Origin of the sequence: Bradyrhizobium sp. Mp27 (assembly GCF_029953005.1) — a bacterium.
GTDB lineage: Bacteria > Pseudomonadota > Alphaproteobacteria > Rhizobiales > Xanthobacteraceae > Bradyrhizobium > Bradyrhizobium barranii.
On sequence record NZ_JASAUS010000072.1, the window covers coordinates 18,373 to 43,998 of the forward strand.

The window sequence follows — 25,626 nt, forward strand, 5'->3', positions numbered from 1 at the left end:
GCGTCAAGCAGCAGTATGAAGCTCGCCTGGACGTCCTCGTTCTCGCGCAGGCGGTCCCGCAGCGGCGCGACGGCGCCGGCGGGCTTCCGCGATCGCAGCAGGCCGCGAGGTCTCGTTTTCGACCGCGTCCCGGATCTTCTCCTCGATGAAGTCCAGCAGGTCGGCGACGAAGTCTGCGAATTCGGTACGTCGGATGGATGGCATGGGAAAGCTCCGCTGGTATCGATCCGGAGCCGCGTGTAGCAGCCGAAGGTTTCGCAGCCGCTGCGGCAACATTTATTGACAAGCTGACGACGCCGATCGGGCCTCCGCAATCCGACCCAATCACACCGACATCCCCCGAAAAGACCGCGAATCACGCCATTTTGCGATACCTCGTGGCCTGTGTCCCCGGTATTGTGCGACACGCCGGATTGTCCGGACCGCCGCAACCTTTTCGAGAAGTGATGTTTCAGGCCGCAACTGACCTGGCCGCGATGGCGGAGGCGCTGGGCCGGTCGGGAGACTACCGGATCTTGCGGCGCCTGGTTGCACGACCGACGTACAGCCCGACCATAGGGCAGGAGGTCAGGACCGGCGTCCTGCTCGACACCGAGACGACCGGCCTCGACCACGCCAAAGACGAAATCATCGAGCTCGGGATGGTCAAGTTCGACTACACGCCGGACGGGCGGATCGTCGGCGTCAGAGACACGTTCTCCGCCTTCAACGAGCCTAGCGGTCCCATCTCAGCGGAGGTTACGGCCCTCACGGGCATTACCGACGAGATGGTGGCCGGTCACAGATTCGACGATGCGGCCGTCACGGCCTTCGTAGGCGACGCAGTCATTGTCATAGCTCACAACAGCGGCTTCGACAGAAAGTTCGCCGAGCGCTACTGGCCCCTCTTCGAGCACGAGGCCTGGGGCTGCAGCATGAGCGAGATCGACTGGCGCAAACACGGCTTCGCGGGGGCGCAACTCGGCTATCTGCTGAACGGTGCCGGCTTCTTCCACCAGGCCCAACGGGCGGTCGACGACTGCCACGCTCTGCTGGAGGTACTCGCTTTCGAATTGCCGACGACCGGATCGCCGGCGCTGGCGCTCCTGCTGGAGACCGCCCGCAAGGCGACCCTGCGGGTTTGGGCGGAGCAGACCGCTTTCGAGCTCAAGGACTCATTGAAGCGGCGCGGCTATCGCTGGAACGACGGCAGCGACGGGAGACCAAAGTCCTGGTTCATAGACGTCGACGAGACCGCCTTGGACGACGAGATCGCGTTCCTGCGGACCGAGATCTACACGCGCGACGTCGAGCCCGGCGTGCAGCGGCTGGCCGCAAAGAAATTCTTCACGAGCTGGACATTCTCTTCGGTACTCATCGTATCTCTCCGTTTTCGGTCGGCGCGAATTCAGATGGCCGAGAAGCCGCCGTCGACGGACAATTCCAACCCGTTCACAAAGCTCGAATCGTCTGAAGCAAGAAACAGCGCGGCTGCCGCAATTTCCTCGGGACGACCCATCTTTCCCCGCGGGATCAGGGATTCGAACATCTGCTTCGCTTCCTCGGTGAGAACCTGGTCCTGCATCGGTGTGGCGATTGGCCCTGGGTGCAGCACGTTCACCCGGATATTCCTGCCCTTGAGTTCGTTGAGCCACCCTCGTGCGAATGCGTGCAGCGCCGCCTTGCTCGCCGCATACACGCTGTAACCAGGAAAACCTTTGATCGAAGCAACTGACCCGGTCATGAAGATCGATCCGCCGTCGTTGAACAGCGGCAACGCCTTCTGGACCGTAAACAGCGTGCCGCGCGTATTCAGGCCGAAGGTCGCGTCGAAATGCTGCTCGGTAATCTCGCCCAGTGGGACGGCTTCACCCGTGCCGGCGCTCGCGTACAGGATGTCGATCCTGCCCTTTTCCCGCTTGACCGTGTCGAACAGACGGTCGAGGTCGTCGAGATTGGCCGCGTCGCCGCGCACGCCGGTCACGTTCCGACCGATCAGCTTGACGGCCTGGTCCAGCCCCTCCTGTTTCCGGCCCGTGATGAGAACATAGGCGCCTTCTTCAACGAACCGCTGGGCGCTCGCCAGCGCCATGCCGCTCGATCCACCCGTGATGACTGCAACCTTACCTTCAAGCTTTCCCATGACTGCTTCCTTCCAGGCTTCCGCCTCTGATCGTTTGGGGACACCCCCGAGAACCTCGACATAGGTCCGCCGGGGTCAGGCGTTGAGTGCGGAAAAGCGCACATCGGTGGTGCGAAAACGATCCGGGCCGATGATTGACGCCGGCCGCGATGATCGGTGGTTTCCGGCCGGAATCGGGGCCGGGCTCGTCGCCGCAAGCTATTATTTCCGCCAATACTGCTATACGATCCGTTAGATACGAGCGTTGGAAGGCGCGCCGCGCGGTGCGGGATTGCACCATGATTGACTGGGATGACGTTCGTTACTTTCTTGCCGTCGCGCGCGGAGGCTCGGTGCGGGCCGCCGCCGAGCGCCTCGGTGTGAACCACGCGACCGTGCTGCGACGCATCGCCCAACTCGAGGAACGCCTCGGGGTACAAATGTTCGAAAAGCTTCCTTCGGGCTACCGCCTGACGGGGGCGGGTGAGGAGGTCCTCGAGTTCGCGGACCAGATGGAAGCGTCGTCGCACCTGCTGGAGACGCGCGTCTTCGGGCGCGACCAGAGCGTCCGCGGGCTTCTGCGGGTGACGCTGGCGCCGCCCCTCGCGACTCACCTGCTCATGCCGGACTTCGCCGATTTCGCGCGTCTGCATCCGGACATCGAGATGGAAATCCTGTCGTACGGCGAACTGGCAAATCTGACCAACCGGGAGGCCGACGTCGCGATCCGCGTCGTCTACGACCGCAAAACCCTGCCGCTCAATCTTCACGGCATGAAGGGACCGGAGCTGTTCGGCGGCGTCTACATGTCCCGCGATCGGCTAGCCGCGTGGCGTGCGGGCGCGCCTGGTCCCATCCGGTGGATCGTTATAAGCATCCACGGAATCCCGGACTGGGCCAGCGAGGGTGAGGTTCGCACCACGGGGGTTCCATTCAGGACCACCGACGCCGAGTCGCAGATCGTTGCGGTACGGCAAGGGCTCGGGATTACGACACTGCCGTGCTTCGTCGGCGATGCCGACCCCCTCTTGGTGAGAGTGCCAGGTACCGACCTGCACATGTACGGAACGGTTTGGCTCCTCACACAGGGAGAGACACGCAAGACGAAGCGCGTGCGGCTCTTCACGGAGTTCGTATCCCGCAGGCTTGCCGCGTACGCTCCGCTTCTCGCGGGGCTGTCTGTATCGCGCGGCTGATCTGCAGAAGTTCGCGACCGACGGCGGCCTCTACGCCCGCTCTGCGCGCCATAAGGGGCCGGTCAGAAACGGCCGCTTGGGAGAGATCAACGGTCAAGACGGTTTTGAAGTAATGTCTTCGGCTCGTTATAGAGCGATGCCGAGGGCGGGATGGCGGAGGAACTGTCATGCCTACGCCGCGATCGGCATCCCGGGAATGCCGCGGAAGTTCGGCGGTCCCAACTTTGCAAGGGGAAGCGCTTCGATTCGGAGATAATTTCATCGATGATAGAATCACTGATTCACGGCAGTTCGAGGCGAGCGACCCGCCTCGAACGTGTCAGTGACAGGCAGCATATGCAGGGAAAACACGTATGACGAATTCCGAGGATAATCCGCCTCCCGCAGTGGGGGCCTATTGGATCAAGGAGGAACATTATCCGGGTTGCTGCAACTCTTCGACGATGGCGACAAGATGCCACCGAGCTGGAAAGAATGGCTGAAGATGGCCGAGGAAATGGAGCAGGGACTCAAGGCCTATGGACACGTCGTGCTGCGTGTTTACATCGACCCCGCCACATTCCCAGACTGGTGCGCCGCCCATGGCACAAGCCCCGGCAGCGCCGGACGCAGAAAATTCGTCGCGGCGGCGGTGACCGAGAGATATGGCCCACAGACCTGACCAGCACCGTCTTGGCGGGATGCCGGCCCATCGCCAGCCCAGCCTCGAACAGCACGTTCGGCGGGCCTGCCCTTGGGGCTTCCGGGTGATCGCGTCCTAGTTGTTTCGCTGCGCGGTCCAATATCCCGAGCAGCGCCCGCCTGCTGCGTGGCCGCTCCAGGTCCCGCCGCCGGTGTCTTGCATTAGCTTTCCCGACCCGGATGCGTATTTGTCGTGGACCGTCACCGACGCGCGAACCGCTCCTGACCTTCCGACATACCCACTGAACTTCACCAGATTGGGATGCGTCACAACGCCGTCGTTTATGTTCACTGAGAAATTGTAGGTCGGATCGCAGCTTCCGCGTTGCGTAACGAAGGTGAGATTCCAGGGACCGTCGTAAGAGGTTCGGGCTTCGGCAGCCGTCGCCAGAGTAAGGCAGGCGCAGCCAATGACATTCGCGATCAGACGCTTGTTCATGATCTTCTCTCCAGGGGAATAGGTTGATGTTCAGTAGGCGGCAGTCGTAGGCGTTGGGTATTATTATCTCTTGGTATCTCGCGGCGGGCCCTACGCGGCCGTCCAGCCGCCGTCGATTGAGAGGTTGGCGCCGGTGATTTGCGCGGCGCCTTCGCCACACAGGAACAGCGCGAGCGAAGCGACCTGCTCGACCGTGACGAATTCTTTTGTCGGCTGGGCCGCGAGCAGGACGTCGTTGATCACCTGGTTCCTATCCATGTTGCGGGCCTTCATCGTGTTCGGAATCTGCTTCTCCACCAGCGGCGTCCAGACGTAGCCGGGGCTGATACAGTTGCAGGTGATCTTCGACCGAGCGAGCTCCAGCGCCACCGTCTTGGTTAGTCCCACGATGCCATGCTTGGCCGCGACGTAGGCCGACTTGAAGGGGGACGCGACCTGCGAATGCGCCGAAGCCGTGGTGAGGATACGGCCCCAGCCTCGTTGCTTCATACCAGGAGTAACGGCACGGATCGCATGGAAAGCGGAGGAGAGGTTTATCGCGATTACTGCGTCCCACTTTTCGACCGGGAAATCCTCGATTGGCGAGACATGCTGGATGCCTGCATTGTTGACGAGCACGTCCACGCTGCCAAACGTCCTCTCGGCAAACGAGATCATGTTGGCGATTTCCACTGGCTCGGCCATATTCGCGGGCGAATAGATAGCCTTCACCCCGAACTCGTTCTCGATTGCAGTCCGCGTTTTTTCGACATCGGCCGGCGCCCCGATCCCGTTGAGCACAATGTTGGCGCCAGCACCCGCGAATGCTCGCGCATACGCAAGACCGATGCCGCTGGTCGAGCCGGTCACAACTGCGACCTTACCTTTCAGAATATCCATTTCGCCTTTCCCTTGTTGATCTGACGGTCTTGCAGCTCGACGCCGGGATGCTTCCGGGCTCGCGCAGCCGATCGCGGTCATCCATCAGGTGACCAAACTTCTCTCGTAGCTCCGGACCGGGCGTCGAACCGGCTGTTGCAGATAGTCGTGAACGACCTTGCCCAGCCCCAGGGTAAGGTCTGCACGGATGTGAATTGCGGACACGATCTCCAGAACCGGCAAATCGGCCACGGCGGCCAGAGCGTGAGGCGTCAAGGCGAGAGCCGCGGGTCCGGTCCACGCTCCTTTCAAGACAATCTGCTCAAGGTGATACTCGACGAGCTCACAGATGCGCGGAGTGCCGTCGACGTGCGGAATGATCTTGAGAAGGAAGTTCGGCTCCTCGAGAGCGGCCTTGACTTGCGCCAGGTCGGCTTCGCGATGCTTGTATCCCATAGTGCCGGTCGCTACCCGCAACGGACCGTAATCCAGAGTGCCGATGAGCGTATCGATCTCGGTCCGCAACGCTGGCTGGCCTAGCTTTTTCGGAAAGCCCCAAAGCTCCCGGCCGCCGGCGATCGGACCTTCATCGTTCAGGAACATGCAGTGGGTGTAGCCGCCCCTGCGACCGCGGAGCGATACCGGGATGACCTGGCCGCTCTCGGTGTAGTCGCCAAAACCACTGGAATCCGGCATCCGGATGAATTCGTACTTCACCAGCGCTTCGCGTTCATCAATTTCGAGCGGCGCCGGAACGACCGATCGCAGCTTCGCCGGATCGGTGCGATAGGTGATGATCAGGTATTCGCGGTTCACGAACCGATACGGCCCCGGCGGATAGGCTGGATTGGTGAGCGGCATCGCGAACGCCCGCTTCACTACTTCATTCTCGCGCATTCAATTCTCCTGTGACTGAGAACAACCGGCTGGCGGGCTATTCGCGACCATCCTGCTCAAGATCGAAAGTGGAGACGCCGTCCGCACTGGTCGGGCGCGCCAGCACCTCGGGATGACGAAGGGTGCGCAGCGCATCGTGATAACCGGCGCGCCAATGATCCTGCATCGAGAGGCGGGAAAACTCGTAGTCCTTGGAGTGGCCTTCGTAGTCCCGGGCGCGATAGATCAGGTGGACGAGGCTGTGCACATTGTGAGAGGCAGCCGTCCTGAGCAGCCTGACGTCGTCTTGCTCGCGCAGGTCTTCGGGCAGCCTGCTCAAGAGAGCTGCCAGCTCCCGCTGCAACCGGTGCAGGCTCTTGAACTGGTCTGTGCTCGCGCGCGTGCGGCTCGAGTATTGAATCTCCTTTTGACGCGTAATGACGTCGGCCATATTGCGCGGAATCTGGCCGCGCGCGCTCCAGAGATCGACCTGAAACACGAGCGTGTCCTGACGCGCGCCACATTCGATCACCCACTGCAACGGCGTGTTGGATACGAGGCCGCCGTCCCAATAGTGTTCGCCATCGATCTCGACGGCCGGAAAGCCCGGCGGCAGCGCCCCACTCGCCAGGATGTGCTCGGGCCGAATCGTATGCGTGGCTGTGTCGAAATAGACCAGATTGCCGGTCCGCACTTTGACGGCACCTGCGCTGAACCGCGTCATACCGGCGTTGATGCGGTCGAAATCGACGAGGCGCTCCAGCGTCGTCTTCAACGCGCTCGTGTCGTAGATGCTGGTGGCGGCAAGCGTTCCACCCGCTTGCAGCCACGGCGCCAGCGGCCGCGTAGAAAAGAATCCGTTCGCGCCGAACACCGCCGCAAAGCTCGCATTCACCTGATTGAGAAAATTGCGGGTGTGATCAGTATTCATTACATCGGTGAACGGCGCGTCCAACGTCACTTGCGTCCAGAACTCGCGAAGCCGGTCAACGCGGGAACTGGGAGGATTGCCGGCGATAATTGCAGCGTTGATCGCTCCAATCGAAATGCCGGCAATCCAATCCGGATGAATGTTGGCTTCGGCCAGGGCCTCGTAGACGCCTCCCTGGTAAGCCCCTAGAGCGCCGCCGCCTTGTAAGAGCAACGCGACGCAATCGAATGGCAGACGCCGGTCGGCAGTCGTGAGGTGTGGTCCAGGCTGAAAGTTCATGGGGTTCTGTGCTCTTGTTTACGATTGCCCAAGCCTTGGTTCTGTTCAGAACGTGTCGTAGCGGGCTTCGTGATCCAATTTAATAAACTATACCGTATAGTTTGATATTTGAATTGTCAAGCAAGCGCGTTCACAACTTTGTGCTGCATCTGATTGAGTGACGTTTGTCCGACGTTGTTGTCGACTACCCGACCAGTTCGACACGCTGACACAACGCCGAAGTCCGCTTCGACGTCACGCAGCTGTGGTGAGCGAACCGGTCTCTGTCACGAGCAGCAGCTAAGCCAACGGGCTTACGATATCCACCGTGTTCGTCGGGTGAGGTCCGCCCTGCCCGAATTCGTGTTGGCTAGTTGCAAACCAAAACGCGACGGTGGCGACTATAGGCGTAGTAGCAGTCGCTATCGGAATAGTTGCCATCGTTCGCGCCGCCATAGGCATAACCGGCATAGGCTCCTGCGGCATAGGCTGCACCATATCCGTATCGCCGCCCGCCATAGCCACGGCTGAAGCGACCGGAATGGCCGTAGCCGACCGATGCGGAGCGAGCCTCGACCGAGCGTGCAACCGCAGGTCCGCCACGACCGCCGGCACGGACTCCGCCAGGCCCCCTTAGATCGCCGCGAGGACCGCCGGCGCCCAGCCGGGGAGCCGGACCACCAAAGCCGGCACCAGGCCCACCGCCAGGCTCCATAGGAGGAGGACCTGCGATTGCGGGAGGACCTCCGGCTGCGATCGGCGGAGGACCCCCGGGCCCCATCGGAGGAGGCGGAGGGAATTGCGCAAACACCGCAGTTGGCACCAGTGAAATCGTTGCGAGCGTTACGCTGACGGACAGCGTCAAGAGTGTCTTCCTGGACATCATAGTCTCCATTTTAGATTTGCGTTTCAAGGACCGGCACCGGCGCGGCTGGCGCGAGCGTCGGGTTCGACGAATGGGTGTCGTGCGCCGGGTCAACGGCTTCTTGCGTTGGCCGGCTATCGTCGTGAACAGGGTGGATCCGGAACCACGCCACATAGAGCGCTGGCAGGAACAGCAACGTCAGCAGCGTGCCGACGATGATGCCGCCCATCATCGCGTAGGCCATCGGGCCCCAGAAAATCTCGCGCGCGATCGGAATCAGCGCGAGACTTGCGGCGGCCGCCGTCAGCAGGATCGGGCGCATGCGATGCTCGGTCGCTTCGACCACGGCATCCCAGACCGGGCGCCCCTCCTTCCTCAGATCCTCGATCTGCACGATCAGGATCACCGAGTTTCGGACCAGGATGCCGATCAGTGCCAACACGCCGAGGATGGCGACGAACCCAAGCGGCGCGCCGCTCGGGAGCATGGCCATGACGACGCCGATCACGGCAAGCGGCGCGACCGCGAACACCAGGAACAGGCGATGGAAGCTCTGCAGCTGAATCATCAGGACCGTGGCCATGACGAACAGCATCAGCGGAACGACCGCCACGATTGGCGACTGGCTCTTGGCACTTTCCTCCACGGCGCCGCCGATCGCCACCGAATAACCCGCCGGCAATGCTTTGCTAAACTCCGCCACCTTCGGCGCCAACTGGTCCATGATCGTCTTCGGCTGGACGCTGGTGACGATGCCGGCCTTTAGCGTGATCGTGGGAATCCGGGCGCGACGCCAGATCGTCGGCTGCTCGATCTCATAGCGCAGATTGGCCACCGCCCCGAGCGGCACCGACTGCCCGCCCTGCCCGCTCAACTGCAGATCCCGGAGCGTATCGATCGTGCCGCGATCGACCGCGGTCGCCCGTCCCGTGACGTTGACGAGATAGATGCTGTCGCGAACCTGTGTGATCGGGGTACCCTCGAGCACCGAGTTCACAGCCGTGGCGATGTCTTCCGACGTCACGCCGAGCTGGCGGGCCTTGTCCTGGAGAACGTCGACCTTGACGACGCGCGCAGGCTCCATCCAGTCGAACACGACGTTGCCGAGATCAGGATTGCTCCGGACGATGCCCGCGAGTTGCTGCGAGAGATCCCGGACCTTCGAGATGTCGGGCCCGCTTACGCGGTATTGCACGGGACGTCCCACAGGCGGGCCGACCTCGAGCAACTTGACGTAGGTGTCGGTGCCCGGAAATGTCTTCCTCAGATATTCCTCGAACTTTGCCTTGACGAGGTCGCGCGCCTTTATGCCGCCCTTGGTCACGACCACTTGCTGGCCGAACCATGCATTGGCCGTCTGCACGTCGAACGACAGCACGAACCGTGGCGCGCCGGTGCCGACATACGTCGACCAATGCTCCACGGAGCCATTGCCCTGCAGCTGTTCGCGCTCGAAGCGGGCCATTTGCGCATTGGTATCTGCTATCGAGGCATTTTGCGGCAAGTTCCAGTCGATCACCAGCTCGTCACGGTCCGACGAGGGAAAGAACTGCTGCTGCACGAATGTCATGCCGAACAACGCGACGAAGAAGGCTGCAACCGTCACCCCGACCGTGATCCAGCGGTGATGCATGCAGACGAGCAGCAGGCGGGCGAACATCTGCGCCACGCGACCCTTCTCACCATGATGCCCCTTCATCCTTGCCGGCAGGATGGTGACGCCGAGCAGCGGGGTGAACAGCACAGCGACGATCCACGACACGATCAGGGAGACCGCGATCACCACGAACAGGGTGAAGGTAAATTCACCGGCATTGCTGCTGTTCAGCCCAATCGGGATGAAGCCTGCAACGGTGACCAGCGTGCCCGTCAACATGGGAAAGGCGGTCGACGTATAGACGTGGGTCGCCGCCTTTTCGAGGGGATCGCCGCCTTCCAGCCGGGCCACCATCATTTCGACAGCAATCATGGCGTCATCGACCAGAAGGCCGAGCGCGATGATCAGTGCACCCAGCGAAATTCTCTGCAATGAAATGCCGGCATAGTTCATCACCACGAAGGTAATGGCGAGAACCAGCGGGATCGCAATTGCGACGACAAGCCCGGCGCGCATGCCCAAGCTGAGAAAGCTGATGGCGAGAACGATGACCACAGCCTCAAACAGCGCTTCGGTGAAGCCCGACACGGCATGCTCGACGACAACAGGCTGATCGGCGACCAGGTGAACGCCGACGCCGATCGGCAGGTCGGCAATGACGTTCGTCATTTGCTCCTTCAGCGCCTCGCCGAAGTGAAGCAGGTTGGCGCCGGACTTCATGCCGATGGCAAGCCCGATGGCGGGCTGGCCGTTGTACCTGAACAAGGTCTTGGCCGGATCGGCGTAACCGCGCGTGATGGTCGCGACGTCAGTCAGCGGAAAGAAGCGATCGTTGATCCGAAGATTGACCGCGTTCAGGCTCGCCTCCGACGTGAAACGGCCGTTCACCCGCACGCTGATGCGCTCGGCTCCCTCCTGGAACACTCCGGACGGCGCAACCGCATTTTGTGCCTGCAGGGAGGCCATGATCGAGCGGACGTCGAGGCCAAGGGCAGCGACTTTCCGGGTGGAGAATTCGAGGTAGATCACCTCGTCCTGCGTTCCCAGAATGTCGACCTTACCCACGTCAGGCACGGTCAAGACCTTGGCGCGGATACCCTCGACCTCGTCGTGCAGCTGACGCTGGGTCAAACCGTCGCTGGTGAAGGCATAGATGTTACCGAACACGTCGCCGAAGCGATCGTTGAAGCCCGGCCCGATGACCCCTTGCGGGAATTCGCCCTTGATATCCGCGATCATGTTGCGGACGCGGACCCAGGTCGGCTTGACGTCAGCCGCCTTTGTCGTGTCTCGCAGATAGACGAATACGGTGGTCTGGCCCGCGACCGTCACGCTTTTGGTGTAGTCGAGCGATTCCAGTTCCTCGAGCTTCTTTTCGATCCTGTCGGTGACTTGGCGCATCATCTCTTCGGGCGCTGCGCCCGGCCACTGCGCCTGAATCACCATGGTCTTGATGGTGAAGTCGGGATCTTCCTGACGACCAAGCTGAAGGTAGGCAAACAGGCCTGCCGCCATGAAGGCGATCATAAAATACCAGACGAGCGAACGATGGCGGAGCGCCCAGTCGGAGAGGTTGAACGACTTCATGGCTTCTGATCCTGTTCGATACGGACTTGTTGTCCTGGCTTGAGGCTATGGATTCCGGCGGTCACGATGCGCACACCGGGGGCAAGCCCGCCGGCGACGCGGGCACCTGCGGGGTCTCCCGCGAGATCGACCTTGTGCAGCGACACAGTGCTCGCTGGCTGATCGACGACCCAGACGAAATTCGCACCATCCTTGGCGAGCACCGCTGAGGCGGGAACGCGCAACGTCGGACTTTGGACTTTGCCGAGCTTCGCCGTAACGGTCGTGCCCAGGCGGAAGCTTTCAGGGGGATTGTTCAGGGCGATGCGGACTCGCCGCAGGCGCGTCGCGGGATCTGCCTGCGGGGCGATCTCGCGAACCTTGCCGTCGACCTGAACCGCGGGGAGCAACTGCAAGCCAACTGTGAATGGCAAGCCAATTTCAAGCGGCACCGGGAAATCCTCCCCGATATCGACTACCGCCTCCCCGATGTCCGGCCTCGCAACTGTCACGACATTTTGGCCGGGAGAGACCACCTGCCCGACTTCCGCGCCCACCGCGGTGACGACGCCGGCGAAATCGACCTTGATCTGTGCATAGCCCCGTTGCTCGATCGCCTTGACCAGGTTGGCCTGTGCGTGCGCCACCGACGCGGCGGCGCCGGCCCGCGCCTGCTCGGCATTGTCCAGCGTCTGCTTCGTGGTGGCGTCTGTTGTGATGAGGGTTCGCTGCCGCTCTTCCGTTGCTGTTGTGGTCGAAAGCTGCGCCTCGGCCTTCGTCAGCTCAGCCTTGGCGGAGCGTACCGCAAGCTCGAGAGCCGTGGGATCGATGACACCTACAGTTTGTCCTTCGCTGACGAGGTCGCCAACCGAGACGGGACGCCCGGTCAAACGTCCCAAGACGCGGAACGCGAGATTGGTCTTGTACTGCGGCTCAACAATGCCCACGGCGACCATGCCGTCCGTGCGGCTCGGCTCCAGGACCGTCGACAGCACGGGTCGTACAGGGTCGGGCGCTTTCGCTTCCTGCTGACATCCAGCCAGCACTAGGGCGGAAGCAAATGTGCCGGCTGCAATCATGGCTCGCTTCTTCATGATGGGTCTCCTTCAAATGTCACGGCCTGGCCAACGCTCAGCAGCTTGCCGCCATCGATCACGACGCGCTCACCTGGCTCTAGGCCCGCCTTGATCAGCACTTCACGGGCTTCATAACCGCCGATCGTCACCGGCTTGAGCGCGGCCGTTTTGGTCGCGGGATCAACGGTCCAAACCGCGGGCTTCGATCCCGCCGCCGCCAATGCACTCCAGGGCAATGCGATTTGCTGCTGGGCCCTAGCTTTGACGGTTCCTGCAACGGCGCTTCCAAGCGTCATCGCGGCCGATGGATCATGGATGGCAACCTTGACGCGGATGGTCGCGCTCTTGGCGTCAATCACGGGCGAGACTTCCCTGACATGCCCGCTCGCCGTCACGCTTGCGTCGGAGACAAGTGCCAGCGATACGCGGCTGTCATCGAGATCGCCAAACAAGAGGGATTCGTAGATGTCGAACACGGCATCCCGTTCCCCTTCCTGCGCCAGGCCGAAAACCGGCTGCGCGGCCTGTACGACCTGGCCGACTTCCAAATTGCGCGCGGTGACCACGCCTGCCGCTTCGGCGCGCAGCGCGGTATGGCCGAGGGCGTCTGTCGCCGTTCCGAGCTCCGCTTTTGCTGCCTCAAGCGCACCTTCTGCGGTTCGCAGTCCTTCCTGCGCCTGATCGTAGACCGTCCGCGTGGTGAAACCGCTGGCGATCAGCGCCTTCTGCCGTTCGAAGGTTACCTTGGCCACGCGCAGCTGGGATTCTGCGGCCAGCACCGCAGCGGTGGCGGCGTCGACGTCGGCCTGCTGCTCCGCCGGATCGAGCAGAGCAAGGACTTCGCCAGCCTGGACGCGGGCGCCGACATCGACATAGCGTGCGAGCACACGTCCGCTGACGCGGAACGAGAGATCCGCGCGAAAACGGGCCTGGATTTCCCCGGTCAAGGTGACGGAGGCTTGTCGGTCGCGCGGCTGCACGATCTCCGTGTGCACGATTGCCGCGCGTGTGACCGGAGCCGCGGCGTGATCGTTGCAGCCACTCAGCGCGATTGCGACAAGCACGACCGCAAGGCCACCAGGCCCCCTCAACTTGCCTTTGGGGGCAGTTCCAACGACTTCAGTTTGGTTCGTATTCTGTTTCATGACACGTCCATGCGGTGACCAAGTGACGACAACTCGCCCAGCACATCCGCCGCTTGATGGGCAGAGACCAGTTGGGCTCCGCGAGCCGGACTCGGATCCGGTCGGGTTGCAACGGGCCGGCTGTTCCGATCGGGGGAGCTTGCTCCCTTGCAAAACGCCGAGGCATCGGACGGGATGACTTTTGACCGGCGAGGCGACTGTCTGATGCGACGCTTCACCATCGTCCAGTTCGCCTGCCACTCACGCTCTGTCAGTGGAAACGACGCAACGACTGACGTGAATTCGTCGCCAAAGCCGTGTTCGACCCGGCCGCCGAGACCCTTGGCAAGATCATTATTGATCTGGTGTTCGCGCCCCTCGGCGCCCCGCGCCGACCGCGACCCGTTGTCCAGAATGACGCAATTCACCAGCGTGCCGATTCGTGACAGTTTGATCCTGATTTCTCCGGTCCGCGTCTCGAAGCACGCATGCTTCGCGGCGTCGGTTACGAGCCCGTGAACGATCAATCCCAGCCGCCGGCATCGCTCTGGTTGAAGCGGAAGAGATTCGGTGGCGAGTACCAACCCGATGTTCATTCGATCCAGCAGCGAACGGCGCATGGCGCTGCCCATCATGCGGACGTATGTCGCGGCGTCGATCAGCGCCTTGCCCTTGGGTATGGCGAGCGCCTGCTGCACATCGGCATGACCATGCAACAGTTCGACCACGTCGCTTAAGGCGCGCTTGGCCTCCGCCCCCTCAACCCGGACGGCCGCGGCCGAGACCAGGCTGATCGCCGAGGCGAGCCCATTATTGATCCGGTGATTCAATTCACGCAGCAGAATGCCCTGCTCCACGATCGGCGAGTCCGGGCTGTACACACTCACTGTGATCTCCTCTGGTTGTCCGGATAAGCAGCAGCCGAACTCGCATGTGGCGGCCGCTGGTCATCTGGATGAGGTGCCGCAGACCCAAGCGATCAAAGCCGTCTGCGTTATTCAAATTACACTACACCGTATATTTTCTTTTTCTTGCATTTTCGTTCCGTGCATGTCAAGCGGGATCTGCAAACTCGCAATTAGGAGATCGTGATGGCGAAGAACAAAAGCCCGAAACGCGGCAGACCGTCCAAGGACCTTGCGGGCGATGTCCAGGCGAGGATTCTCGATGCAGCCCAGCAGCTCTTTCTCGAGAAGGGCTTTCGGAGTGCCAGCATCGACGACATCTCCGCGTTGGCCCCTGCGAGCAAACCGACCATCTATGCCCATTTCTCCGACAAGGAGGCGCTGTTCGTAGCTGTGGTGGCCCGGACCATCAGTGGATTGACGGATTTTGAGGGATTCACGCCGTCAGGCCGTACCATCCAGGAAAAGCTCACCAATCTTGGCATCGAGATCGTGGAGAGATTCGTCGAGGACACGTTGGACCTGACTCGCGCGACGATCGCCGAGGCGCGGCGATTTCCCGAATTGAGCCGAAATGTTCATGACGCGGCGCGCGACCGCGCGGCTGGGGCAGTATCGCAGCTCTTGAACGAGGCAACGCAGAAGGTCGCGCGCTCACCTAAAGGACCTTTCAGCGCAAAGCGGAGCGTAGCGACCGCGCAGATGTTCATGGATCTCATCCTGCTTCCGATGCTGATGAGATCTCTGATGGGTGAGGACCTGAAGGATCTCAGAAAAGAGCTGCCGATATTTCTGCACGAACGGGTCAATTTCTTTCTTGCGGCTTGCGAGGCAGACTGGAGGCCGTGAATCAAAAACCCCGCTCGCTATCCTTGGGCCGCGGCTTGGGGACTTAAGTCGGCGCCCAAGTCGATCGACTGAACCCATGGTACGTGATGCAGGGCGCTTGCGCAGAAATCCATCATCTCGTCGAACGTGGGACTAACGGTAGTCGCGATGATACGCGACGGATTGAGATATCCGTCCATTGATTCAAGCAGGCAACATGTCATCGCCATCGGGCTACCCGGTCGCAGTTCGCCGCTCGCCTGTCCGCCAGCAATGATCGTGCGCACCAGCCCTCGGATCCGGTCGGTGTAAGACAGCTCGACTGCCCAATTCCCGCGTACCGCCGCGGCGACCAATTCGTGTAGCTTGCGGTCGGTCTCCAGCCGATGTTCGTGCAGCTGCGAGATTGCGCTCAATGCGGCCGTTAGACGCTCCAGAGCCGAGCCGCTCAAGAGAGCCGCAAGCGTTGCGGCCGCGGAGACCTGTTTGAACAAATCCGCCACGACCGCCTCCTCAATCGCCTGCTTTGAAGCGAAGAAGCGGTAAACGTTGGCGGGCGACATCGACGCTCCGCGAGCGATATCGGCGACGGTGGTCTTTTTGAACCCGATTTGGCGGTACAATCGGATCGCTGCTTGGAGGATTCTCTGACGAATGCACGGCGATCCGGGCTGAGGTATGCGTTCCTTCATTGCTTGGGACCTCAGTGAGATGGGATCGAATGCAGTTCGCGTCGGCAGGCTTCTCCGAAGCCACGCAAAGGATCCATTTCCTCCAGAAATTCAGGAAGATCGCCAAATTCCCGGTTAGGTGACAGGTAGGTTTCGATGATCAGGCGACCTGCTCGCTCCGCGGCCTGTACCACTTGATCGCTGGACAGAATCCGCATCCGCCCGATGAGCGCATACAGATTAACCAGTTGCGGAATCTCGGATCGGTCACTGACGAGCGCGTCGGCGTAGACTCGGGAGGCTTCCTCGATGAAGCTTCGATAGAGCCGCTCGCGCTTGGAAATCGACCGGGAATAGTGACGCTCGCGAAGCCTGCGGCGCCGGGTCACCCATCCAGTTACGATCGTAGAGATCGCGCCGAAGGCCGAGCCTCCGAAGGCGGCAAAAGCAGGAGCATATATCGTGTTCATGCGATCATTCCTCATCTCTCGCGCCGCGATAGGGTGACGATCCTACTGTCCTGACCGAAGCAGCTTTCGCCGCGTGATCGAAGACCGCCCTGCAAGCATCGCTCAGGTCTGATTTTCTTTGCCTGAGACAGGCCTCCACATTCGTGGCGTCGGGGATGTAGCTAAGGCACAGCCGGAAGGCGTCAGGCGCGCATGCGGCCCTCTGCTCGGCGGTGCCGCGGTTCTCCTGTGCAATGGCGGTCCCATTGCCTAACAAAGCCGCCAGGATGACGACTAACGTGTACTTCAACATACAGAATTCCTTCTTCTACTGAGGCTCGAACGAGAAACGCAGCGTCACGCTCCGATTCCCCCGCCCTCAAACAGCCTGAACACACACTTGTGAGTCTTCGCTCTTGACCCCTCCGATCGGGGAAGATATGAAATATACGGTTTAGTGTATTTATGAGGTCAAGAATGTCAACACTTTTATTATCGCTCGCAAGAGAAAATCCGTTGCCAGGGCTTGCGGTCGCATCCCTGAACCTGGTCGTGGCTCTGGCTCTCGTAGGCCTGAGCTTGCTGCTGGGCGTTGCGATATCCTTGCTGGCCGGGCTGCACGCGTTCGTCGATCGAGAGGCGCTGCCGTTCAAGCCGCAAGTCCAGTGGCAGAGGGCCGCTTCATGACGCCAGCCCTCATCCTCGTTCGCGATTGCATTATCTATTCGGTCAATGTCTGGCTCGTCCCCGTTGAATGCGCGTTCAACTCAATTGAGTCGGAGCTCGTGCGCAGAGGCGTGCAGCTTTACCCGACCGAATAGCGCCCCGCCTGATGGCGCATTTGTGATTGACCCGAAATCCATGAGCCACAATCCATGCGATTGGCAGGAAAAGCGCCGCCATCTCGACGCTGATCTGAAATCGAAACGGAAGCAACATGCCACACACATCAGGCCGAACAGCCAACAAGCGGTCCCGGACCGCACCGAAGGGACTTCAGCGCGGGAGCCAGGCGCTGTGAGCAGGAGATCCGTTCTGTTTACGCGTGCGCGCGGCTCAGTCGATTCTCAAATTCCGCTGCGGGATTATTTTCTGTGGGTTGGCGGGGCGTTGCTCGTGCTGCTGTTTGCGGCCGATTCCCTGCTCCCCGCGCCCCCGCCAAGCAAGCTCATCGAATCGCATTCTACGAGACCACCGATCCGGATCACCTCCGATCTGAAGCGACCCGAAGCAGTTGTCATCAACACCAATCAGTCCGACTTCCTGTCTATGCCCCAGGAAAAGGAGTTTGCCGTGGCCCCCTCGCCGCCGCGCAGTTCTAACGTGGACGATGCTGTACGACAGCCGGCCACGTCATTGTCCAAGCAAGCCGATGCGAGTGACGGGAATCCCGCAATCTCGCCCCGTGTCCGTGACACGTTGGCGCTGTTAGTTCCGGGAGCTTCCGATCAAGCCGGCTCACGCAGGAGGCAGTTCGGCCTCGCGTCGGAATCACAGCCGAGTTTCGCTCAGACCCGGTCCGAGAAGCGGCGACGATCTGATCCGCATCACACCGATCAGTAAAGCCACCGATCAATCTTGACCAAGTGTCACAGGATCTACCTCATGTCTAAGAAGCGATTATTAGCGATTGTCATCTGGTTCGCCACGCTTGCTCCTGCGGGCGCGATAGCCGATGTCACCCATACAATCTTGAACGCCGCAAATTCGGTCGTAGCCGCTCAGCGCGAGGGCGAGGAGGCAATGAACCGTCGCTTGCTCGAGCAACTTCGCACCGTAAAAATACCACTCAGTGAGGCGGTAGCGATCGCCGAGCATCTACATGACGGTTCAAGGGCTGCCGACATTAGCTTGGAGATATCCGGTCCGCCGGTTTATCGAGTGCGGACGGTAACAAATGAGCGGATCTGGGAGAATGTCATAGACGCGAACACCGGAGGCGTTACGGAAAAGGAAATTTCGTCATCGCTGACGGAGCTCGACCGAGAGGATCTGGGCAACATCATTGCCCTGAGCTCAGTTGAGCAAGAGCTGTCTGACGCCGTACGCATCGCCGAGAAAGCTGCAGCGGGAAGCGCTCTTGCCGGAGGTCTTATGAACCAGGATGGCAAACTAAACTTCGTGGTCGTCATCGCCAGTGGCGATCGCTTGAAGGAGGTCACGCTCGAACCGCCCCGGGTTGGCAAGTAAAAGGCGAATCGCCACTACCGGTTTACCGAGCCGCACGACAAAATTGCACCAGAAATTGATTTGCCAAACGGCTGCTCTGCGCCAGGAACCGTCGTTCCATAACGCCCATTCCGCGAAGCCCAGTCCGATCAGGGACATGGATTCGTGCCTGAGCGGTACCATGAAGCACAGAATTTTCCGGACCGAATTTTGCGTTCGACGTCGAGCGGCTTGAGTTTGCCGGTCATGTGTTCTCCCTCGCGAAATGCGTCCTCCGAAGCCACGGCCAGAAGCTACGGTTTGCACGGTGCCTAGGGGCAACATCGCGGAACTGATCGCGACCGCCTTATCGCCCTACTCGTTGTTTTTGCTGTCGCTCCGAACAATGGGATACAGAGGAGAACAGTGCAGTGGCGGAAGAACCCTCCTCCGAACCCACGGCGAAAACTACAGCTTGCGCGAGGAATTAGCGCAAAATCGCGGAATTCTTCGGTCGCCTTGCGGTAGATTCGAACAATCGGATACTGGGGAGAGCTGTGGCGTAGAAATGGCGGAGAGAGTGTCTTGTCAACTGTATTGATATCTAACGGCTTTTCCGTGCGCACCTCACGCCTTCTACGGTCTACACTACGGCGTGCAAGCGCACCTTAAGACCGTAGATTGGTGCCATGTCCGAGATAGGTCACTTGCGCTCGCTCATCGCCGGACCGAGCGTCAAGGTCGGCTTCGAGCCAAAAGCCATCACGAGAGCGTCGGAAAGTCTGCTAAGGGTCAATACTGTTGAAGAAGTAGGCCGGGTCTCCCTGCCAGCGGATCAGCCCGACCGCTACAAGCGCGAGCGCGACACCCCCCATTTTTGCGGCGCGAACGGATCTGCCACTCTGCTGTTGTCCGTAATCTTACGGACATTGTGCGTCGCTATCTTTAGCATCTACTGCAGATTGAATTTGATGACGATCTGATTTTCAGTCGAGGCCCCATGAGCGTTAAAGCCATGATGGCGACGATCCTCCAGAACCAATTGACGCTGCGCGGCGTGCATTCACTGACGCCATCGGACTACGATCAGATCGTCGAACTGCTGATCGAACAGCTCAGAGAACTGGAGCTTAGCCTGGCTGCGCGAGAGCTAGCTGACAAACAGGAGCCATAATGCCGGTCAACCACACCACGATCTGCGCTGCGGACAGCGCGTCGCGCTGCACACATACGGTTCAGCAAGCCCCTCGCTGATCATGATCTGCGCCACGTCTCGACCGCCAACCGATAGCGCTCCGCATAGGCGCCCATAGTTGCAGAGCTTGGTGCCCTCTAGGCCGGGCTTGCAAGCGCAAGCGACGCGGTTTAGGCGCGCGTCGCCTATTGCAATGAGAGCCTTCAAGCGAATAGTTGCTGCATCTGCTCGTTTTCGCTCATCCTGGCAGCGAGCTAAATCGCCTTTTTCTGGAGTGTTGAAGCCGACGAGGCGGTAGGTGTTGCCGTCAAACGTGACGGTGTCGCCATCGATCACTTCAATTGCTTGAGATGCGCGCGCATAATGCGATTCCGCGTGGGGTGCTCTTTGCCACACCAAAAACGCAGAGAGGGCAGCAAACGCAAAAGCGGCCACGGCTACTGCCCCCAAAATTGTGAGCCAGCTCGGAAAGGTGCGGCGGCGCCGAAACGGGCTCACGGTCATTTTTGCTATCCTGTTGGTTTTCGGCCTTGGCTTCTCGCGAGGTGCCTAAGTTTAGTCTGACGTCATCTCGGATAGCTGGATAAGAAGTGCCTCTGGTCGGAGTACCTCTCAATGGTTGGCGCGTCCGATCTAACCTTTGTTCGCGACGATTGGCATGATGCAGCCCTCTCCGCAGGCGCGATTTTCCGCGACTGAGAGACCAGGCGAGGGGAATTTGGTGATGCGCTGATTGGCGATTGGACTGATTTCCCTGATGACCTCGGGCGTGGCTGCGGCTCAGCTTCGCTCCAACCATGATATGCAGTCCGCGTCAGAGCCAAAATGCGAAGCTCGCGCGTAATGCGAAGCCGATCGCAACAAGACCACAAGCTGTTGCGAGTTTTCTGAGCGGCTCGTGTATGCTTCTCCGTGCGCCGATGACTACTTAATGTCCGAGCGGGGACCGAATATGCCGACACGATTGATCTGCCACGACCCAGACTTCAAACGACGAGAAAGGGTTTCGGCCCTTATTGCCGAAGTCAAGCGGCACCGGCAGACATTGGCGGCCGAATGCCAGTTGTTAAGGCGCCGCACCACCCGCCGAAAGCCGTCCCCTTTTGACTCCGCTCACACCTCGTGACAAGCTGTCATGCATTTTCAGTGTTTGTTTAAAGATCGGATCGTGGGGTGCGTAAAATGTCCACTCGATTTCTTCGTCAATGGGCTTTCGCTATTGTCGCCACCGTTGGTGCGAGCACAGCTCTAGCTCAACAGAAAGCCCCAGCTCAAAACGGTGCGATTTCTCTAGGCGAAGAACCGCAGCAAACCGTCCAGTTGAGACCGGGATTCCAACAGGAGATAACGCTGTCGGGTGGCGCAACAATTGGCAGTATTCACGTCGGCAATCCGACAGTGGTTGAGGCTACAACGGTCAGCGACCGGCGGTTTGCGATAACCGGTTTACCGCCTGAAGAGAAGAGCCGTGCACCGGCTGATGCCGAAAGGGCGACGAATGTCGTTGTACGCGATCCTGATAACAAGGTAGTTGCAAACTTTGAGGTGGTCGTCGGTAACTTCCAGCAATCGAATACGCATCTGGTGGAGATCCATAAGCGTATTGGGGGCAATAGAACTGCTGGAGGAGGTCAGACAGAGATGACTGTTGGCGTTGACAAATACCGATGCTCGCCCATCAAGTGCGATTTGGTTTCGCGAGACAAGACCGAGTTGCCCACTCAGGTTCAAGTTATCCAACAAGATGTCCGGCAGGAGAACATCAACACCAATCGCGGTACGCCCAATCGGTGACTCTTGCTCGAACGATTTACTGACTTTCGCGATATTTATTTCACATCCGGCGCTGGCCGGACTTCCCCAATAGCGACTGTGGACTCGTTGTTCAACCGCCCGACCGAGGGGAAGGCACAGAACGACTTCAACTGCTTCCAGAGCCGGCATCGCTGCGGCGAGCGTAAGAACCTTCTTGCGCTAATGTGACTTGGGTCGCTTAACGACGCCTGACCGCTTCGCGGATGGCCCCCGCGAGAGGATTTCTTCAACAGTTCGCAGCGTCCGAGCGAATTCAGACCGCAGATGTCGCGCATGCCCGGCATCTTTTGGCTCTGAGAGAAATGCAATTTTCACGAGGAAACGGTTCAATAGCACCGTGAGAGCAAGATTGTCCGAGTGTTTCGAACGCAATGCCCTGATCTGTTGTCGTATCTCGATCAGATCGAGCGGGTCATCGGTCGGTTCATTCTTCACAACGAAGCTCGCGCTATCCGCGGTAAAAAACGAGCCGACGCGCCGAGTATGATAGCGCGCCGACGTCGCTCTGGTAAAACCGGACAAGGGCGATGTCCCATGAATGCTAAGCTACCGTGTTCGATGCCCCCGGCAATCGAACCAGAGAGGCAAGCTTGATCCCACCGCTGGAAGTTAATTCCGGAACCTTACCCCTAAGGCTATCCTGGCACCCCGTTTGCTCAGTCAAGACCAAAGGTCGCTCCCGATAGGGGGCTGTTTCAGGTTGAGGCAAGCGATGCAAGAAGTGTCCCGTTCCGGTATCACCGGCGAACTGCCGCTCAACGCGCTCATCGCAGATCTATGGTGGCGCGTCGATCTTATGAATTCCGATATTCTGGAAGAGGAAGCCAAGGCCGGCGTGTTCGATATGCGTCAGCCGACCTATCCGCTTCTCGCGCTAAATCTTCGGGAGCGACGCGACAACCTTGTGTCGACTATCTATGCTCTTGAAGAGCGTGCGAAGGGTGCGCAAGTGGTGGCGTAATCACCTTGCTGCGGGCGGCGTTCCTGAGCATCAGGGATCGCCGATGTCGAATGCGCTTAATCGATCGTAGATTTCAACCGTAGCTATCAAGCTCGGCGACAAAAGGATGAGCTGGATCAAGGCGATCCGGAGGAGGGAGTATCCGCTGGTACGTGGGACGCGGCGGAACTCCCTCCGAATAAGATTTCTGAGGTCATCCACTCCTCTGACCGTCGAGCTGACCAATGGAAGCAACTAATTCGTAAAACAACCGAGGCGTGAAGTTGCCTTCAGCGAGGCATTCGAGACACTTTGCGAGCTGAGCAGACGGAAGTCTCGCCAACTTGTTATTGCCATACTCCTCGCCAGCATCAGCTCCAACCAGGATGCACAAAACTCGATACTCCACGCCGAGCCCGGTCGTGAGTGAGGTCTTACCGTCCTTGAGTGTATTTAAGCTACTTATGGGAACAGATTTCCTGTCTACACGGCGTGGATTTCCTATCTCTTCGGCGTCGATTACTCCTCTTGCTGTCGATCTTTTCCATACTGTGCCACTACGACCCAAGCTGTGCCCGCCGGTGCAATGGGCATAAGCTGCGAGTAGCTGGCTCTCGAAACGTTCGATCCTTTGAAAGTTCAATAGGCCCCGCGAGCTTAGAGCGAAACGATGGGTTGATGTCCGCGCGTTGGGGTATTTCCAGCCGGCGCCTTCTTCAACTACAACGAGGCCAATGCTCCTGAGCCTTCCAAACGCCGAGTTCACAGTCTTAATCGTCAGCTTCAGCCGATCGGCGATGGTTTTTTGCGACGCCCAGCCTGTTCCGTATCCAGGGTGATCCGGGTCCATGTTGATGAATGATGCGATCGCGGAGGCGACGTGTTTTTCGGCCGGCGTCAGATGGAACGATTGGAGAAGGGCGTCTTTCCAGGAGTACACGAACTGGCGTTCGCTTTTTGCGTCGCTGGTGAGCCCGCGTAACGCTTGGTTTAGAGTTTCTGTGCCTCTGTTCTCGCTCAACTCGTAAACGGCCAGACTTCGCCGTTTCGCGCGAACACTCCGCGAGTTTCGAAGTTGCGACATATCTCACCTGGTGATTACTGCAAAAGTTGATGGCCAGCAGTTCTGAGCGCCGCCGATTGCCTATGCGTCAGAATCTTTCGTCCCGCGTTTGCTAAGACTTGCCTGGGTGGCCTTAATCGTACAGGACCAGCGTGGCGTCTCGGCTTGAGCCTCGACCTGACGCTCCACGTAGTGATGAATAGAGGACGTAAGTATCCGGCGCGCTGCACCTTCTCTGTAAGAAATCAGCTCACCCAGTTGAAGCAATTGGTAAATGCGAGTTCTGCCGCAGCCGAGGATTTCAGCTGCCTCGCGCGGCGAAACAGCCAGTGCTTTTGTCGTGCTCTTGAAAACCATATCGCTCACGTTCGCTCCTGTTCACGGAACGCGCTCGCCGTAACAGACGCCGAGTGGGCAAAAAAAAGTTTTTGGGATAGCGTTTGCCCGCTATTCGGGGGGAGTTTCAAACAGCCGACGCAGGTCATCGCAACGACTCTGGTGCCAGGACTCGAAGAAGCCGGGCATGAGCGATCGATGGGGCGAGAGCTTTCGGCGTTTGCGCCTATCAAGCAAAGGCCGCTTGGCCGCTTTGACGAATGAGTTTACGGAGTAAGTGCTGCTATCAGTTTGGTCGATGCCAAAAAGTCGGGCAAACGACATTGCAAAGCTGATATAAGGACCATGTTCTGCGGCGCGCTTCTGAGGCGTATCGCCTCCAGAAAAACCAGCAGCAACAAAAACTGCAGGTAGGTAGCCTCCGAAAAGCCGTTCGAATGGCGTCCAATCCTTGAATGACTCTATGTAGAGGTCTTCATAGCTCCCAGCCGCGGCGTCCCGCTCCTTTTGTAAGCACAAGAGGAGCTCCCGTGCCACGTCTCTCGATGTTTTGGCAGGCAGCGGCTTGTGGCGGTCATCCCATAGTATTTCGTTGTCTAGCATGACCGTTAGTTTGCGCGCGATGGGTAGAGCGTCTTGGTACAAACGGCGCCGCGCTGCTTCGTGACCTCCGCTGCTATATTTTCTTGCGTCAGCAAACCAATCTAAACAGTACGACACTGCCTTCGCGAGCGCCGGTAGGTCGACGCTCAAGGGACGGAAAGGTTGTTCTACGGAACGGGTCAAACGAGCGATTTTTTCTTCAAGATCCTGCATATGCACCTCATCTTTGAACGTAAGATATTCCTCCTTCGGGATCACTGAGAAGAGCTGAACACCGCATAATCATTTGACGCTTACCAAATTTACCGTTGCTCCGCAGTGATCGGAGCATACGTGTTCCCGTGCTGAACCGGACGCTTGAGGAGGATGCTCCCACTCATGGACAGGGCACGCTGCGATCGAGGCGAGCTCACCGCCGCGGGCGGAAGGTCGCTCGTGACCCGGGTGGGCTGGCTCCGGGATGGGCGCTCGCGCCCTTGCTGACAACACTACCGTTATGAGACACCACGATCCGTGGGAGCGCGGCGAGATGTGATCCATCACGCATCCGCCACGGAATCCGCAACGCACCCGTGACGGATACCAACCGCAACAGTAGACGACAACATGGGCCACACGATAGGCGGCGGCATCGGCAATTGCGCCGGTAGCCAAGACCACACCCGCGCCGAGGTGATCGAGGAGCTGCACCGCACCGGCGCTCTCGACCGCGACCTGATGCTCAAGCCACTGGAGTGGGTCGCCACGGCCAAGCCGGGCGATGACTGGCCACCCGTGGGGCACCGCGCTCTGAATAGCGGCTGGGGCCCCAATGCGGTTCTTTTCCTTTGGGGTTAAAACTCCGGGACGTAGTGGCGGTTCAATGCTCGCATGACTCCGACGCGAGCAAACATCGTCGGGCCGCCATTCACGATCGGCGCGCGATATACCGGCCTGATGTGGGAAACCCTGATGCAGATGGCGAGCGCAGCCCATGGCGGAGCTGACGGCGGCAGCAACTAGTACCCACTTTTCTTGGAACGTGAGTCGTGATTCAAGGTCGGGATGATACCCGAAGCAAGAGAAGTCCACCTTTCGAGGAAAGATCGCAAGGTGCTTGAGGCGT

General features: G+C 59.7%; 29 protein-coding genes and 1 pseudogene. 13 read left to right on the top strand and 17 right to left on the bottom strand.

From position 1 onward, the window contains the following. Positions 1 to 3 precede the first annotated feature (3 nt). Entirely contained in the window at positions 4 to 204 is a 201-nt protein-coding gene (locus QJT78_RS29540) for a hypothetical protein (protein WP_155258040.1), read from the bottom strand. Between the two features lie 242 nt (positions 205 to 446). On the opposite strand from QJT78_RS29540, the pseudogene QJT78_RS29545 reads away from it, so the two are divergent. After that, positions 447 to 1,334 (top strand): annotated as a pseudogene (locus QJT78_RS29545) (3'-5' exonuclease); the annotation flags it as partial. Positions 1,335 to 1,387: 53 nt separating this feature from the next. On the opposite strand, the gene QJT78_RS29550 reads toward QJT78_RS29545, so the two are convergent. Next, positions 1,388 to 2,122, bottom strand: a complete 735-nt coding sequence (locus QJT78_RS29550) for an SDR family oxidoreductase (RefSeq protein WP_080586624.1) — start codon at positions 2,120 to 2,122, stop codon at positions 1,388 to 1,390. A 278-nt stretch (positions 2,123 to 2,400) separates the two neighbouring features. On the opposite strand from QJT78_RS29550, the gene QJT78_RS29555 reads away from it, so the two are divergent. Together QJT78_RS29555 and QJT78_RS29560 are read left to right on the top strand one after the other, a co-directional pair. Continuing rightward, the gene (locus QJT78_RS29555) at positions 2,401 to 3,297 is read left to right on the top strand and encodes a LysR family transcriptional regulator (RefSeq protein ID WP_028152736.1); all 897 of its coding nucleotides are present in this window, start codon (positions 2,401 to 2,403) and stop codon (positions 3,295 to 3,297) included. Positions 3,298 to 3,721: 424 nt separating this feature from the next. Next, a complete protein-coding gene (locus tag QJT78_RS29560) occupies positions 3,722 to 3,958 on the top strand; it encodes a hypothetical protein (RefSeq protein WP_049807693.1) in 237 nt (78 codons plus the stop codon). A gap of 96 nt (positions 3,959 to 4,054) precedes the next feature. On the opposite strand, the gene QJT78_RS29565 is transcribed toward QJT78_RS29560, so the two are convergent. From QJT78_RS29565 to QJT78_RS29600, 8 genes are all read right to left on the bottom strand, one after another. After that, on the bottom strand, positions 4,055 to 4,417 hold the full coding sequence (locus QJT78_RS29565) for a hypothetical protein (RefSeq protein ID WP_038943674.1): 363 nt from the start codon (positions 4,415 to 4,417) through the stop codon (positions 4,055 to 4,057). Between the two features lie 90 nt (positions 4,418 to 4,507). Further along, entirely contained in the window at positions 4,508 to 5,296 is a 789-nt protein-coding gene (locus QJT78_RS29570) for a 3-hydroxybutyrate dehydrogenase (protein WP_038943673.1), read from the bottom strand. Between the two features lie 84 nt (positions 5,297 to 5,380). Next, positions 5,381 to 6,172 carry an acetoacetate decarboxylase gene (locus tag QJT78_RS29575; protein ID WP_028152734.1) on the bottom strand — a complete coding sequence of 264 codons (792 nt, stop codon included), beginning with the start codon at positions 6,170 to 6,172 and terminating at the stop codon, positions 5,381 to 5,383. Between the two features lie 37 nt (positions 6,173 to 6,209). Next, entirely contained in the window at positions 6,210 to 7,361 is a 1,152-nt protein-coding gene (locus QJT78_RS29580) for a DUF3734 domain-containing protein (RefSeq protein ID WP_028152733.1), read from the bottom strand. 875 nt (positions 7,362 to 8,236) lie between these two features. Then, complete coding sequence (locus QJT78_RS29585; RefSeq protein ID WP_038943672.1) at positions 8,237 to 11,389, bottom strand: efflux RND transporter permease subunit; 3,153 nt, start codon at positions 11,387 to 11,389, stop codon at positions 8,237 to 8,239. After that, the gene (locus QJT78_RS29590; protein WP_038943671.1) at positions 11,386 to 12,462 is read right to left on the bottom strand and encodes an efflux RND transporter periplasmic adaptor subunit; all 1,077 of its coding nucleotides are present in this window, start codon (positions 12,460 to 12,462) and stop codon (positions 11,386 to 11,388) included. Before QJT78_RS29590 ends, QJT78_RS29585 begins: the two co-directional genes overlap by 4 nt. Continuing rightward, positions 12,459 to 13,589, bottom strand: a complete 1,131-nt coding sequence (locus QJT78_RS29595) for an efflux RND transporter periplasmic adaptor subunit (protein ID WP_080586623.1) — start codon at positions 13,587 to 13,589, stop codon at positions 12,459 to 12,461. Before QJT78_RS29595 ends, QJT78_RS29590 begins: the two co-directional genes overlap by 4 nt. After that, on the bottom strand, positions 13,586 to 14,455 hold the full coding sequence (locus QJT78_RS29600) for a sensor histidine kinase (RefSeq protein WP_049807691.1): 870 nt from the start codon (positions 14,453 to 14,455) through the stop codon (positions 13,586 to 13,588). The genes QJT78_RS29595 and QJT78_RS29600 overlap by 4 nt, the downstream gene beginning before the upstream one ends. Before the next feature lie 204 nt (positions 14,456 to 14,659). On the opposite strand from QJT78_RS29600, the gene QJT78_RS29605 reads away from it, so the two are divergent. Continuing rightward, positions 14,660 to 15,322 carry a TetR/AcrR family transcriptional regulator gene (locus tag QJT78_RS29605; protein ID WP_028149270.1) on the top strand — a complete coding sequence of 221 codons (663 nt, stop codon included), beginning with the start codon at positions 14,660 to 14,662 and terminating at the stop codon, positions 15,320 to 15,322. A 17-nt stretch (positions 15,323 to 15,339) separates the two neighbouring features. Here the strand turns inward: QJT78_RS29605 and QJT78_RS29610 are convergent, their stop codons facing one another. From QJT78_RS29610 to QJT78_RS29620, 3 genes are read right to left on the bottom strand one after another with little or no spacing between them, the layout of a single operon-like run. After that, positions 15,340 to 15,993, bottom strand: a complete 654-nt coding sequence (locus QJT78_RS29610; RefSeq protein WP_038943668.1) for a TetR/AcrR family transcriptional regulator — start codon at positions 15,991 to 15,993, stop codon at positions 15,340 to 15,342. 11 nt (positions 15,994 to 16,004) lie between these two features. Continuing rightward, positions 16,005 to 16,442, bottom strand: coding sequence for a hypothetical protein (locus QJT78_RS29615; protein WP_028149271.1), 438 nt, complete (start codon positions 16,440 to 16,442; stop codon positions 16,005 to 16,007). Positions 16,443 to 16,446: 4 nt separating this feature from the next. Next, the gene (locus QJT78_RS29620; protein ID WP_028149272.1) at positions 16,447 to 16,734 is read right to left on the bottom strand and encodes a hypothetical protein; all 288 of its coding nucleotides are present in this window, start codon (positions 16,732 to 16,734) and stop codon (positions 16,447 to 16,449) included. Between the two features lie 164 nt (positions 16,735 to 16,898). Here QJT78_RS29620 and QJT78_RS29625 point away from each other — a divergent pair, with 164 nt between their 5' ends. The 5 genes from QJT78_RS29625 (at position 16,899) to QJT78_RS29645 (ending at position 19,743) form a co-directional block, all read left to right on the top strand. Next, a complete protein-coding gene (locus tag QJT78_RS29625) occupies positions 16,899 to 17,108 on the top strand; it encodes a hypothetical protein (protein WP_049807690.1) in 210 nt (69 codons plus the stop codon). A gap of 156 nt (positions 17,109 to 17,264) precedes the next feature. After that, the gene (locus QJT78_RS29630) at positions 17,265 to 17,984 is read left to right on the top strand and encodes a hypothetical protein (protein ID WP_157790050.1); all 720 of its coding nucleotides are present in this window, start codon (positions 17,265 to 17,267) and stop codon (positions 17,982 to 17,984) included. Between the two features lie 42 nt (positions 17,985 to 18,026). Continuing rightward, on the top strand, positions 18,027 to 18,611 hold the full coding sequence (locus QJT78_RS29635; protein ID WP_028149273.1) for a PepSY domain-containing protein: 585 nt from the start codon (positions 18,027 to 18,029) through the stop codon (positions 18,609 to 18,611). A gap of 665 nt (positions 18,612 to 19,276) precedes the next feature. Continuing rightward, complete coding sequence (locus tag QJT78_RS29640; RefSeq protein WP_281460379.1) at positions 19,277 to 19,552, top strand: hypothetical protein; 276 nt, start codon at positions 19,277 to 19,279, stop codon at positions 19,550 to 19,552. Positions 19,553 to 19,569: 17 nt separating this feature from the next. Beyond that, positions 19,570 to 19,743, top strand: coding sequence for a hypothetical protein (locus QJT78_RS29645; RefSeq protein ID WP_193375951.1), 174 nt, complete (start codon positions 19,570 to 19,572; stop codon positions 19,741 to 19,743). A 6-nt stretch (positions 19,744 to 19,749) separates the two neighbouring features. On the opposite strand, the gene QJT78_RS29650 is transcribed toward QJT78_RS29645, so the two are convergent. After that, positions 19,750 to 20,268 carry a thermonuclease family protein gene (locus QJT78_RS29650; protein ID WP_157790475.1) on the bottom strand — a complete coding sequence of 173 codons (519 nt, stop codon included), beginning with the start codon at positions 20,266 to 20,268 and terminating at the stop codon, positions 19,750 to 19,752. Between the two features lie 678 nt (positions 20,269 to 20,946). Between QJT78_RS29650 and QJT78_RS29655 the strand changes: the two genes are divergently transcribed. Together QJT78_RS29655 and QJT78_RS29660 are read left to right on the top strand one after the other, a co-directional pair. Next, a complete protein-coding gene (locus QJT78_RS29655) occupies positions 20,947 to 21,558 on the top strand; it encodes a pilus assembly protein N-terminal domain-containing protein (RefSeq protein ID WP_080586622.1) in 612 nt (203 codons plus the stop codon). Positions 21,559 to 22,291: 733 nt separating this feature from the next. Continuing rightward, the gene (locus QJT78_RS29660) at positions 22,292 to 22,540 is read left to right on the top strand and encodes a hypothetical protein (protein ID WP_038943665.1); all 249 of its coding nucleotides are present in this window, start codon (positions 22,292 to 22,294) and stop codon (positions 22,538 to 22,540) included. A gap of 193 nt (positions 22,541 to 22,733) precedes the next feature. Here the strand turns inward: QJT78_RS29660 and QJT78_RS29665 are convergent, their stop codons facing one another. The 3 genes from QJT78_RS29665 to QJT78_RS29675 all read right to left on the bottom strand — a co-directional run bounded on the left by QJT78_RS29665 (position 22,734) and on the right by QJT78_RS29675 (position 24,734). Further along, a complete protein-coding gene (locus QJT78_RS29665; RefSeq protein WP_038952127.1) occupies positions 22,734 to 23,540 on the bottom strand; it encodes a hypothetical protein in 807 nt (268 codons plus the stop codon). Positions 23,541 to 23,663: 123 nt separating this feature from the next. Continuing rightward, positions 23,664 to 23,939 carry a helix-turn-helix domain-containing protein gene (locus QJT78_RS29670; protein ID WP_080587014.1) on the bottom strand — a complete coding sequence of 92 codons (276 nt, stop codon included), beginning with the start codon at positions 23,937 to 23,939 and terminating at the stop codon, positions 23,664 to 23,666. A gap of 90 nt (positions 23,940 to 24,029) precedes the next feature. Further along, positions 24,030 to 24,734, bottom strand: a complete 705-nt coding sequence (locus tag QJT78_RS29675) for a hypothetical protein (RefSeq protein ID WP_157790052.1) — start codon at positions 24,732 to 24,734, stop codon at positions 24,030 to 24,032. 393 nt (positions 24,735 to 25,127) lie between these two features. On the opposite strand from QJT78_RS29675, the gene QJT78_RS29680 reads away from it, so the two are divergent. Both QJT78_RS29680 and QJT78_RS29685 read left to right on the top strand, forming a co-directional pair. After that, positions 25,128 to 25,358 (top strand): hypothetical protein, encoded by a 231-nt coding sequence (locus QJT78_RS29680; protein ID WP_038952129.1) that lies wholly within the window; start codon positions 25,128 to 25,130, stop codon positions 25,356 to 25,358. Positions 25,359 to 25,391: 33 nt separating this feature from the next. Next, entirely contained in the window at positions 25,392 to 25,523 is a 132-nt protein-coding gene (locus tag QJT78_RS29685; protein ID WP_281460380.1) for a hypothetical protein, read from the top strand. Positions 25,524 to 25,626 lie beyond the last annotated feature (103 nt).